This window comes from Bacillus sp. JJ1122, from assembly GCF_036964885.1.
GTDB lineage: Bacteria > Bacillota > Bacilli > Bacillales > Cytobacillaceae > Mesobacillus.
In genome coordinates this window covers 47,001-58,657 of record NZ_JBALQL010000007.1, presented here as the reverse complement: position 1 = coordinate 58,657, position 11,657 = coordinate 47,001, and the positions used below count along the sequence as shown (strand labels likewise).

Annotated in this window: 10 protein-coding genes; 1 reads left to right on the top strand and 9 read right to left on the bottom strand. The window is 41.3% G+C overall.

The annotated features are described in order from the left end of the window. Positions 1-152: 152 nt before the first annotated feature. From V7201_RS06240 to nirB, 5 genes are read right to left on the bottom strand one after another with little or no spacing between them, the layout of a single operon-like run. A complete protein-coding gene (locus V7201_RS06240; protein WP_335375926.1) occupies positions 153-764 on the bottom strand; it encodes a precorrin-2 dehydrogenase/sirohydrochlorin ferrochelatase family protein in 612 nt (203 codons plus the stop codon). A gap of 14 nt (positions 765-778) precedes the next feature. Beyond that, the gene (locus V7201_RS06235; RefSeq protein ID WP_335375925.1) at positions 779-1,513 is read right to left on the bottom strand and encodes a sirohydrochlorin chelatase; all 735 of its coding nucleotides are present in this window, start codon (positions 1,511-1,513) and stop codon (positions 779-781) included. Positions 1,514-1,542: 29 nt separating this feature from the next. Next, positions 1,543-3,000, bottom strand: coding sequence for a uroporphyrinogen-III C-methyltransferase (gene cobA, locus V7201_RS06230; protein WP_335375924.1), 1,458 nt, complete (start codon positions 2,998-3,000; stop codon positions 1,543-1,545). A gap of 42 nt (positions 3,001-3,042) precedes the next feature. Further along, a complete protein-coding gene (gene nirD / locus V7201_RS06225) occupies positions 3,043-3,363 on the bottom strand; it encodes a nitrite reductase small subunit NirD (protein WP_335375923.1) in 321 nt (106 codons plus the stop codon). A gap of 13 nt (positions 3,364-3,376) precedes the next feature. Beyond that, positions 3,377-5,803, bottom strand: coding sequence for a nitrite reductase large subunit NirB (gene nirB, locus V7201_RS06220; RefSeq protein ID WP_335375922.1), 2,427 nt, complete (start codon positions 5,801-5,803; stop codon positions 3,377-3,379). 309 nt (positions 5,804-6,112) lie between these two features. Between nirB and V7201_RS06215 the strand changes: the two genes are divergently transcribed. Further along, a complete protein-coding gene (locus tag V7201_RS06215) occupies positions 6,113-7,714 on the top strand; it encodes a M2 family metallopeptidase (protein WP_335375921.1) in 1,602 nt (533 codons plus the stop codon). Positions 7,715-8,002: 288 nt separating this feature from the next. Here the strand turns inward: V7201_RS06215 and V7201_RS06210 are convergent, their stop codons facing one another. From V7201_RS06210 to V7201_RS06195, 4 genes are all read right to left on the bottom strand, one after another. Then, positions 8,003-9,373, bottom strand: coding sequence for an SIR2 family NAD-dependent protein deacylase (locus tag V7201_RS06210; RefSeq protein WP_335375920.1), 1,371 nt, complete (start codon positions 9,371-9,373; stop codon positions 8,003-8,005). A gap of 27 nt (positions 9,374-9,400) precedes the next feature. Continuing rightward, positions 9,401-10,750, bottom strand: a complete 1,350-nt coding sequence (locus V7201_RS06205; protein WP_335375919.1) for an SIR2 family protein — start codon at positions 10,748-10,750, stop codon at positions 9,401-9,403. A gap of 113 nt (positions 10,751-10,863) precedes the next feature. After that, complete coding sequence (gene rlmH / locus V7201_RS06200; RefSeq protein ID WP_335375918.1) at positions 10,864-11,343, bottom strand: 23S rRNA (pseudouridine(1915)-N(3))-methyltransferase RlmH; 480 nt, start codon at positions 11,341-11,343, stop codon at positions 10,864-10,866. A gap of 90 nt (positions 11,344-11,433) precedes the next feature. After that, positions 11,434-11,613, bottom strand: a complete 180-nt coding sequence (locus V7201_RS06195; RefSeq protein ID WP_438825019.1) for a CxxH/CxxC protein — start codon at positions 11,611-11,613, stop codon at positions 11,434-11,436. Positions 11,614-11,657 lie beyond the last annotated feature (44 nt).

Sequence of the window (11,657 nt, the reverse complement as noted above, 5' to 3'; positions counted from 1 at the left end):
CAAAGGGTACGTCCCTTTGTAACTTTTGAAATTGTGATCCACATTGAAGATTTAACCTGACTTCCCCACTTATTGTAGTAATTTTAAGCTTGAGCAAACTTACAATTCCCTGCAGAAAGTCCACAAAACAATGAAGAAGATACAAGTCTTCCTCACTCACTGTCTTCTTTTAACATCTTTGCAAACCTTTCCTTACGCTCCTGGTCATTGAGGAAACTTCCCTCTGTGATAGCTGCAAGCAGCTGTTTTTTCTTCGTTTCATCTTTCACTTCAGCCAGAATGGCCTTCCTGCAGGAAAAGAGGAACTCCATATAGGCTTCATACCGTTCATCAAAGGTTTCTTCCAGCTGGCTGCGGATTTTTTTGGCAAGGATGGGGCTTGCCCCGGATGTCGAGACAGCGATGGACAGTTTTCCTCTTTTCACCATGGAAGGCACTTGAAAGTCGGATAATGACGGATCGTCCGCAATATTGACAAGCTGGCCGGGGGCTGCGCTGCCTTTTACAGCGAGATTCACTTCCCTGATGTCTGTCGCTGCGAAAATCAGGAAAGCTCCCTCCAGATCCTCATGGGAAAAGGTTTTTTTTAGCCAGGACAAATTCCCAGCCACAGCCAGCTTCAGCAAGCCGTCCGTCAGCATCGGGCTTACCACCGTCACATCCGCACCTTCTTCAAGCAGCCCTGCTACTTTGCGCTCGGCGACCTTGCCGCCGCCTACTACGACCGCTTTTCGGCCCCTAAACTCCAGGTTGATCGCATACACTCTGATTCATCCTTTCAAAGGCTCACTGCTTCCTCCGCTTTTGTTACCAGTAAAGCTTGCAGCTTTTCATCAAATCCGACTGGTTCACAAACAACTACTTCCTGGCGGGAGGAAAGTCCTGATAATTCCTTCGCTCTTTCTTCCATTTTAGCAGCAAAGCCTCCCGTGAACAGCAGATAAGGCAGCAAATAAATCGTACTGAGGGTACTGTCCATCAGCTCTGAGACTTTTTCCGCATAAAATGGAGGAGTTGTTATATAGGCAGTATGGATGGCTGAAGCCGTTTTGTCCTGCAGCTTCACCGCCACTTTTTCGAACTCCTCAGCTGCCTGCGGATCTCGGCTCCCATGGCCAACAAGCAGGATTCCATCCTCATGGCTCCCAGTAAATCCTTTCTCCCGCAAGCGATATTCAATTATTTCCACCATGATGCTGTTTATGCCGATCGGTTCCCCATATAGAATTTCAACGCCCGGATGCTTTTCTTTTACCATTTTAAGAATTGCCGGAATATCAACATTCACATGGATCCCGGGAAGCAATAACACGGGGATAACAGTTATTTCGCTTGCCCCTCTCCTAATGCAGCTTTCCACAGCCTCCATCCCGGAAGGCTTTGCATTTTCGAGGAATCCATAAGCTGTCACATCCATGGGGGTCTTTGTCATGACCTCTTCTATAAAAGAAATAAACTGTTGGTTCCCTTCATCAGACCTGCTGCCATGGCCGATATATACAGCTGCTTTCATGTTATCCAATCCTTCCTGCCGAACGCTGATTATGCCAGCAATTCCTGTTCTTTTTTCGCCAGGTGCTCAATCACTGCTTCATTGGCAGGTGCTTTGACGACAGTATCCACCTGGATACCCAATGAATCAGCTATCCATGCTGTCTGTTCACCCATGCAGACAACTTCAGCTGTTTTCAGCAGTTGCTGCGGGACCTGTTCTTTGAGTAAACCTTCCGAAACGAGTTTCTTCGCTGCCCTGCTGCTCGGCAGGATCACTGTATTGATTGACGCTTCTTCCATCATTCGGTTAAAAATTTCGGTGTACTGTTCGTCGACAATCATTTTTGAGGTGACAAACCTTTCAGCATCTTCGTAAAGAACTTCGCATTCACAATCGCCGACAATCAACAGCTTCCCGCTTTGTGGCATTCTCTCCTCCAATTCAGCGAACAGGCCTTTTTCTTTCAGAGCACGGATTGATTTTACCGAGCTACCGAACAGATCGGCCTTGATCTTCCTGATGTCGACCCCCTCCTTAAATAAAGCGACAAAAAAGTCGGCAACACTTTCCGGGGATGTAAAGAGAATTCGTTCATATTCCGATATCGAACGAATCACCTGCATATCTGCAGGTACCTGGATTTTTTTCCATTTCGGAAATTCAATTACATCCGCCCCTTGTTCCGTCAGCTCCTTCGCAAGCCTGCTTAAAGCAGTACCCGTCCGGGCAAGCAAAATTTGTTTGCCGAAGAGCGGTTTCTTCTCGAACCAGTTTAATTTGCCGCGAAGGGAAACAATGTCGCCGACAAGGGTGATCGCAGGGTTTGTGAAATTTTCCGCTCTCGCTTTTTCCGCGATATCAGCCAGGGTGCCTTCAAGGGTCTTCTGCCTAGAAAATGTTCCCCATTGGATAAGAATGACCGGTGTTTCTGCTGGTTTGCCGTGCATGATCAAATTACTGCAGATGAATGGCAGGTTGGATATCCCCATATAAAAGGCGATGGTATCAACACCTGCAGCAAGCCCCTGCCAATCAAGCTTGGGCTGGCCATCCGCCGATTTGTCATGAGCTGTGACGACCGCAAAAGACTCCCCGAACTCCCGGTGGGTAACCGGTATGCCGGCATACAGAGGAGCAGCAATTCCGGAAGTGATGCCAGGCACAATTTCATAGGAAAGGCCTTGTTCAGCAAGCGCTTCGGCTTCTTCGCCGACCCGTCCGAATACTCCCGGGTCGCCGCCTTTTAGCCGGACAACGGTTTTCCCTTCAAGCACCCGGGCAACCAGGAGGTCATTGATCATTTCCTGGCGAAGGACATGGCGATCAGGAAGCTTGCCGCAATAGATCAGCTCACATTCATCAGGAGCAAATTCAAGTAGCTTAGGATTGGCAAGGCGGTCGTATAAAATCACTTCCGCTTTCTTGATGGCCTCCATTCCTTTCACAGTGATCAACTGAACATCCCCAGGTCCTGCTCCGACTAAAAATGCTTTTCCTTTTTTCATTGTGCTGACATCCTTTCAAACGGAGAGGGAGCTTCCTCCCCGTTAAATGATTAAATAAACGTCCCCATCACTGACTTCAATTTGATAAGTTTTAACTTCGCCTTTGTCCGGAGCTTGTACTTTCCCGTCTTCAAGAGAGATTTTCAGGTCGTAAACAGGACAGTAGATGTACGGACCGCTGACAAGCGCTGCGGTGAGCGTCCCGCCTTTTCGGTGCGGACTGTGATTCTCGACGGCCTTCACTTCACCGTTCGTCAAACGGAACAAAACGATTTCCTTCCCATTGACAGCGACTGTCTGCCCTGCCCGTTCAGGCAGGGAGTGATAATCCGCAACCTTGATTTTCACCATGGTTTTCTCCATCTTCTTTCGCCTCCTATTCAACTGTCACTTTTCTTGTCTGGTAGTATTTATCTTTAATTTCCGCTTTCTCGATTGCTTCTTTCCATGGCTCGATGTATCTTTCGAGCGTCTTACCCAGCCTTGCATTCAGCTCATTCCTTGTTTTGGCGTCTTCCAGGACCGCTTTGATATGTTCAAGTCCCAACCTTTCCAGCCATGGAGCTGTCCTTTCAAGGTAGGCAGCCGTCTCCCGATAATATTGAAGGTAAGCACCAGTGATCTCGATTGCTTCTTCCCCCGTTTTGACGGTCATCAGCATATCTGCGGCTCTCAGGTCGGTACCGCTGTTGCCGCCGACATAGATTTCCCAGCCGCCGTCGACTCCGACAAAGCCGATATCCTTAATGCCTGATTCCGCGCAGTTCCGCGGGCATGCGGACACGCCCATTTTCACTTTGTGTGGCGTATCAAGTCGTTCGAATTTTTTCTCTAGTTCGATGCCAAGTCCCATTGAATCCTGGGTGCCATAGCGGCAGAACTTTGCCCCGACACAGGTTTTGACGGTACGGAGTGTTTTTCCGTATGCATAGCCTGAAGGCATTCCGAGTTCTTCCCACATCGCCGGCAGGTCTTCGTTTTTCACTCCAAAAAGTCCGATCCGCTGCCCGCCAGTCAATTTGACGAGCGGAACATCGTATTTTTCCGCAACCTCTGCGATTTTTTTTAGGTCTGCTGCAGTTGTAACTCCTCCGTACATCCTTGGCACCACTGAATAGGTACCATCCTTCTGAATGTTGGCGTGCATCTTTTCATTGACCAGCCTTGAGTCGCGCTCATCCTTGTAGCCATCGAAATGGATCATTCCGAGGTAGTAGTTGATCGCCGGGCGGCATTTGGAGCAGCCTTCTTCCTGCTTCCAGCCAAGGACATTCATGACTTCCCTTACATTTGTCAGCCCTTTCGCCTTTATTTCCGCCACTACTTCGTCCCTGCTCATCGTTGTACAGCCGCAAATGGCTGCTTTTTTAGATGATGTATCGTACTGGTCGCCAAGCGTATGGGCCAGAATATCCGAGATCAAGGATTTACAGCGTCCGCATGAACGTCCGGCGTTCGTGCAGGCTCCGACTTCATCGACCGTTGTGAGTTCATTCACGCGGATCGCTTCAACGATCGTTCCTTTTGAGACACCATTGCAGCCGCACACCAGTTCATCGGCTGCCATCGCCGCCACATCGCTGGCATCACCACCGCAGCAGCAGCCTCCCGCTTCAAGGATGGATACGCTCGTCATGCCGTTGACGTCTTCTTTTTTGGTCAGCATCCTGAACAGACGATTGCTATCCTTCGTATCCCCGTACAGGACGATACCAGCAATGCGGTTGTCGCGAATAACGATTTTCTTGTAGACACCGTCAAATTCGTTATGAACCTTGATTGATTTTGTTCCCGGATCATCGCCAATTTCTCCGGCGGAGAACAGGTCGCAGCCGGAAACCTTCAGCTGGGTACCGCAAATGGTTCCTTCATATGGAGCGGTTTCCACTCCAGCAAGATTCGCCGCCAGTACCTTTCCCTGTTCGTATAATGGCGCAACAAGGCCATAGACGATTTCTCTGTGTTCTGCGCATTCTCCAACAGCATAAATATTCGGGATGTCTGTTTCCAGATAATCATTGACAACAATACCGCGATTCACGTAAATTCCGCTATCCTTGGCAAGCTGGACATTCGGGCGGATGCCCACGGCCATGACAACAAGATCGGCTGCCACTTCGGAGCCATCCGCAAACCGGAGCCCTGTTACCCGTTCATCGCCGAAGATTTCAGCGGTCTGCTTCTCAAGCAGGAAGTTCATCCCTTGGGTTTCCAATTCTTTTCTCAGCATTTCAGAAGCAGTGGCATCCAATTGCCTTTCCATCAAGTATGGCATGAGGTGGACGACATCCACTTCCATCCCCAGATTGAGGAGGCCTCTTGCTGCTTCCAATCCAAGGAGACCGCCCCCGATGACAACCGCCTTCTTAAAATGCTGTGAATTTTTGATCATCATTTCACAATCATGGATATCACGAAAACCGACAACGCCTTTTTTTTCAGCACCAGGCACTGGTAAAATAAATGAACTGGAACCAGTCGCAATGATCAATTCGTCGTATTCAGCAATCCGCCCTGCACTAGAAATGACTTGTTTATTATCCTTGTCTATTTTTACAATCTCTTCGCCAACAAAAAGCTTGATACCATTGTTCTTATACCAATCCCAGTCGTTCATGATAATGTCCTCAATAGTCTTATCACCCTGAAGGACTGTAGACAACATGATCCGGTTGTAATTCGTGTGCGGTTCGTTTCCAAAAATCGCAATCTCGTATGCTTCACGATTAAGCTTCAACAGTTCCTCTATTGTCCTGACTCCTGCCATCCCGTTGCCAATCATGACCAGTTTCTTCTTTTCCATTTTTCGTTCCTCCCACTATTGATCTTATATATGGAATTTTTAGGATAGATATTGTTTTCTCTATGTCTTAAATTGTATTACTGAAGGAGGATAAAATTTGTGAAGTTCGTCACATTCTGAATTAGTTTGTTCAGAACTTCACAAATATGTCAAACTAACAAGGGACAAATCCCTTCCTTCTTTAAATAGACGGAAGCAGCAGGAACGTCCTCACTTTTTTAAAATTTTTATAACCTTTTAAAGGTTTAAGATTATCTTTAAAGAATACTTAATAAAGTTACTATTGCGGTAATTAAAGATGGAAAGGTAGTGATACATTTGGAAACCCTGCAAACATTTTTAAAAGAGATCAATGATCAGATGCAAGGATTATATAAAGATGGGACTCAAGCAAGCTGGATGGCCCAAACAACTGGAGACCCTGAGTGGGCTGCTAAATTAAGTGAAGCAGAGACTCGATACAATCTTTTATTCTCTTCAAAAGATACATACGAGAAAACAAAGCATTTTCTAGCAACGGAAAATTTAACGGAGATCGAAAAACGTCAGCTTCAACTTCTGCTAAGTGAAATGCAAGGTAACCAACTTCCTGAAGAAGTGATTGCTGATTTATCCAAACGCTCTTCAGAACTAAATTTATTATTTAACACATACTCACCTGAAGTGGATGGCAAGAAGTATTCTGCCAATGATATTCGAGAGGTATTGGTTAATAGTGATGACCAGGAATTGCGCAAAAAAGTATGGTTTGCCAGTAAGGAGGTTGGCAAAGTCGTAGAACAAGGCCTGCTTGAGCTTGTGAAGAAGCGCAATGAAGCTGCACGGCTGCTTGGTTATGATAACCATCATCAGATGGGCTTTGCTCTTCAGGAACTTGACCGTGACGAGGTATTCGCTATTTTCAACGAACTTATTGCTCAATCAGATGAAGCCTACCGGTCGATGAAGAAAGAACTAGATGAACGTTTAGCAACTAGCTTTGGGATTAATCCAGAGGATATACGCCCTTGGCATTATGTCGATCCCTTTTTCCAAGAGGCACCACCCTCTGATTCAACTAATCTAGATCCTTTTTACCAAGGGAAGGATATTCTCCAAATCACAACCGATACGTTTAACTCAATGGGAATCGAAATTGATGACCTATATGCAAAAAGCGATTTGTTCCCTAGAGAAAAGAAAAACCCGACAGCCTTTTGCACGGATATTGACCGCGAAGGAGATGTTCGTGTCCTTTGCAACTTAGCGGAAGATGCCTATTGGATGGAAACGAACCTGCATGAGTTTGGCCATGCAGCATATTTCAAATATATAGACTCCAGCCTTCCATTCGGATTACGTACAGTAAGTCATACCTTAACAACCGAAGCGATCGCGATGTTATTTGGAAAAATGGGCAAAGACCCTCGTTGGTTAAAGCGCTTCTTACAGGTTGATGAAGCAACAGTTAATGGTCTTGTTCCTGAATTAGAAAAGTACCAACAGTTACAAATGCTTATTGCAGCAAGATGGATTATTACCTTTGTATTTTTTGAAAAAGAACTGTACGAAAATCCCGATCAAGATTTAAACGCTTTATGGTGGAAAACAGTAAATGAAGTTCAGCTAGTCACTCCTCCTGATGAAACGGATCATCCCGATTGGGCTGCAAAAATTCATTTTACACTCGCACCTGTTTATTACCAAAATTATTTACTTGGAGAATTAATGGCTGCACAACTTCTTCGTCATATTGAAACGAAGATTTCTCCTGAATTTTTCACAAAAGAAACGGGAGAAATGCTCATCAACCAATTCTTCAAACCAGCCGCCCTTTATGACTGGAATGAAAAAATCAGCCGTGTAACCAGTGAAAAATTAAGCCCAGCACACTTTGTTGATGTTTATTGCAAAGCTCAGGTGAAAAGTTAAATTGTAAAAAAGGATAGCCAGGCCCACAGGGTCTAAGCTATCCTTTTCCTATTAGTTTGCTGATTCATTTTTAAGTTAGCTATACTGAAGAATGACTTAGAACAAAATAAAATGAACTTAGCGCTCAACTAAGTTCATCAGACTCGAAATTTTTTCCTTATCCAGATACAGAATCTTGATTAATTTATTCCCACTTTAATCCTCAATTTTAATAACACCTTATTTTCAAGTTTTTTTTTGGCTCCATTTATGATAAGGTTCACCGTGATGTACCTAAATGAGGTTTTTTCAATCTTCCTTTACTAAATCTTTTAACCTGCGCTGTAGATTACTTAAGATATTTTGCTTAGAATAATGATATAACTGATTAATAGTTTCTTCGGGTATTTCCTTTTTTCTTATATGCCAGGAATCCGTAGCATCCCAGCTATCCCCGTAGACTTTTCTTGTCTTACTAGCACTTACATAATACAAAACTCTATCTAATGATTGGGATATTATTTGAAATAACCGTGGCGACATCTTTTTATAATTATAATTGACAATAACATCTAAAATAATATTTAAATATTTATCGTACATATTAAATGCTCCATTTTCTGATGTCTTTTCCCAGACCTTATCCATACACACTGTAAGGAACTGTATATATGGAGAAATCATATGATGCTCAAATCTAGATAATACGTCAATTAATTTTAATCTGACTTCTCTTTTATCAATAAAGGATTGTACAAATTCTTCATTCTCTCCTTCGAGTCTTCCTATTAACTCACTTAATTGAACTAGTTGTTTGTCATATTCTTCTTGTTTGTTAATAATATAGACTATTAACTCATTTAAAAATTCTTCCAAGTCACTTATTTCGATAATTATATTTCCATTCTCATCTCTGTAAGCTTCCTCTATTGGTGAGGATGTCCAAAGAGCTTGTATAATTTCATAAGGGTATTCATTTTCTTCTGTGTAAATATTTTTTGACCAATCAACTGCCGATAAAACATTTACATCCCCTAATCCATAACCCAAAATTAAGGTAGTTGATTCTCTAATTGTCATTGCTAACTTAGCCTGCCTATATTCATTAGGTCTAAAAAGTGGTATATAATCTTCCTGCGTAATAATAATTGATTCCGAATCTAATCTAGTCCCATGTAGATGGTAAATGGGAATAATATTTTTAGGAGCAGATAAATAATTCATCGGACTAAGACTCTTGCTCTTTCCCGTAAGAATAGTTTCAAGAACTAAATCATAGTTTGTGGTAACTATCCATGAAGGGTTTAAGATATCAAAGATTTCTCTAAACTCTAATGTCCTTTCTTCACTCGGGAGCCAGTTAGATAAATTACAAATTTCTTTTTTAAATATACGTTTAGCTTCAACATAAGCGATACTCCGCTTAATCGCTAACCTTTTACAAATTAAAGTGGCTAACTCAGGTAATGAAACACCAATTAATTCTTTATCCTTCGGGAATTCTATCTCAAATTTTCCACTTACTTCTTTAATTAATTCAAACCAACCTAGAGCTGGTGGAAAATCATCACTAATAACAGCCTTAGAAAACCCCGCTCCAATAAACATCCCTAAATTCCCATAGTTAAATGCATTAAATAGTTTCTCAAAAACTATCTCTTTTGAAATAACTTCCCTCACTTAAAAAAGCCTCCATATAAAATTTTTCTATAAAAAGGGTGTGTGATGAAATACAGTATCTCCATTTTTATTATCAATTTTATTGGCAATATTAAAAGCATATTTAAAAGATTCAGGATGTGTAATTTCTGAATTTACTATAATTTCTAGAAAGTCTTCAAATTCAAAAATATCATCCTCATAGCCAAACACATAATAACAAGGTATACAGTCCAATTCTTCGTTATACAAGAAGTATATTAAACCATTAATATAACCATCAATATAAGCCACATCATGATAAACGCCATCATTATATTTTTGTTGTTTTATAATTTCGTAATCATTTATTATTTTCCTTACTTGTTGAGGGTTTGAATAATCACCTGTCTTCCTCATTGCTAAAATTCTTTCAAACGAGTGGATAAGACCATCTTGGTAACATAAAGTTAAAATTACTTGAGGATTTTCTTTTATGTTGACTAAAGATGAAAGTCTAGTATGTTCCTCTTGGACTAAATCTAGGACATCATATATGTCTCCAAAGTTTTCATCAGGTACTATTAACTTTAAATGTATTAAGTGTTCTTTTAATACCTTAATGAAAAATGTTGCATCTGTAATAATAGGTGTAATATTGATATTGCTAAATTTTTCTTCAGCTTTTTTATCTAAGGTAACTATATAGGCGTGTGGCAAGAAATCTTTCATTTCTTCTATTAAAGAGTTATGTATCTTATTAAAATCCTCATCTCCAAAAGAATACCCAATAAACACAACACATTTTGTAGCAAGCATTGTCTTTAACGAGCTTCCGATTATTCCACTATTTAAAGATTGATAGCACTTTTCATAATCTTCCTTAGTTGCAATAACCGTTCCATAGTTATTTATCGAACCATGGATTTTTAAAACTTTTCTTCCTGGATTATTCCAAAATGCAAAATCTTCAATTGTAACAATTGGTACAGCTCCACATTTCCTTTCAAACAAGTCATCCCAGTTCGTAGTAATTATTTCTGTAATTTGATGTATTGTGGACAGTTCTATATGAAAATTCGAAGCTCTTCTTTCTAATTCAGGGAAAGAACCTACATAATCAAGTCTTTCTTTAATTTTTCTCAAAAGTTTTGCACGTCCATTTGGTTGCTTACAATATTGACTCATTAATTCAGAAAATGATAAATTTGTACTTTGGTCCAAATTTAATAAATCTCTTATTTCCTCATACAGGGTATACTTATACACACTTCTTGATTCAGTACTTACTCCTGCTCCAGCAAAAACTACTAGATTTCTATTTTGAACGGCTTCAATAATATCTTTAGGAAGATTAAAATTATGGTTATTTTTACAAAATTCACACTCGCAGTCTTTATTTTCTAAATATTTTGTCATTTATAACTTCAACTCCTCCTATTATATTTTTTACAGTTATTGGTATGTTTTTATCATAACTTTACTTCTTATTAATTTCTATAATAAAAAAGGAATTCTTTCAAAAACCACATTTACTTATGATAAGGTTCCCCCCGATTAATCCGAAAAGCACGATAAATCTGCTCAACCAAAATCAACCGCATCAGCTGGTGCGGAAAGGTCATCTTCGAAAAGCTCAGCTGCTCGTCGGATCGTTTCAAAACTTCATCGCTCAGGCCAAGAGATCCGCCAATCACAAAAGCGACTTTGCTTTTACCGTATGTGGCCAGCTTATCGAGGCTGTCTGCGAGTTCTTCCGATGACTTCAGCTTTCCGTTAATAGCTAAAGCAATGACATAGGCATCTGGATTAATTTTCGCAAGAATTCGTTCTCCTTCTTTTTGCTTCACCTGAATCATTTCAGTATCACTTAATTCCTCAGGTGCTTTCTCGTCTGACACCTCAATAACATCGACTTTTGCATAGCTTCCGAGGCGTTTTAAGTATTCTTCTATCCCCTGTTTCAGGTATTTTTCTTTCAATTTTCCAACCGTCACGATTGAGATATTCACAATCATCCCCACTTTACAAACAGTTTACAAACAAGATATCCACAGAAGTTATCCACATATTCACACCATGTATCCACATTTAGTAGGCGATCATTCGTTCGCTACAATATATACTGCAGGTTGTCCACAGTATCCACAAGAAAACCCCGAGTTTTCCACAGCCTCTAGCTTCTCTAATTGTGGTGCTGTTTCATACTCATCCACTGCTTCATCAAGCGCTAATTCTACATGTTCACTGCAGCAATACTTCATTTTTCCAAATCCCTTCATGGCTTTTATCTTTTTATCATTAACTAAAAATCTAAATTTAAATT

Excerpts from the sequence above, each read along its gene's own strand:
- V7201_RS06195 (WP_438825019.1), bottom strand. The coding sequence starts at position 11,613 with ATGAAGGGATTTGGAAAAATGAAGTATTGCTGCAGTGAACATGTAGAA.
- V7201_RS06205 (WP_335375919.1), bottom strand. The coding sequence starts at position 10,750 with ATGACAAAATATTTAGAAAATAAAGACTGCGAGTGTGAATTTTGTAAA.
- nirD (WP_335375923.1), bottom strand. The coding sequence starts at position 3,363 with ATGGAGAAAACCATGGTGAAAATCAAGGTTGCGGATTATCACTCCCTG.
- nirB (WP_335375922.1), bottom strand. The coding sequence starts at position 5,803 with ATGGAAAAGAAGAAACTGGTCATGATTGGCAACGGGATGGCAGGAGTC.
- V7201_RS06235 (WP_335375925.1), bottom strand. The coding sequence starts at position 1,513 with ATGAAAGCAGCTGTATATATCGGCCATGGCAGCAGGTCTGATGAAGGG.
- cobA (WP_335375924.1), bottom strand. The coding sequence starts at position 3,000 with ATGAAAAAAGGAAAAGCATTTTTAGTCGGAGCAGGACCTGGGGATGTT.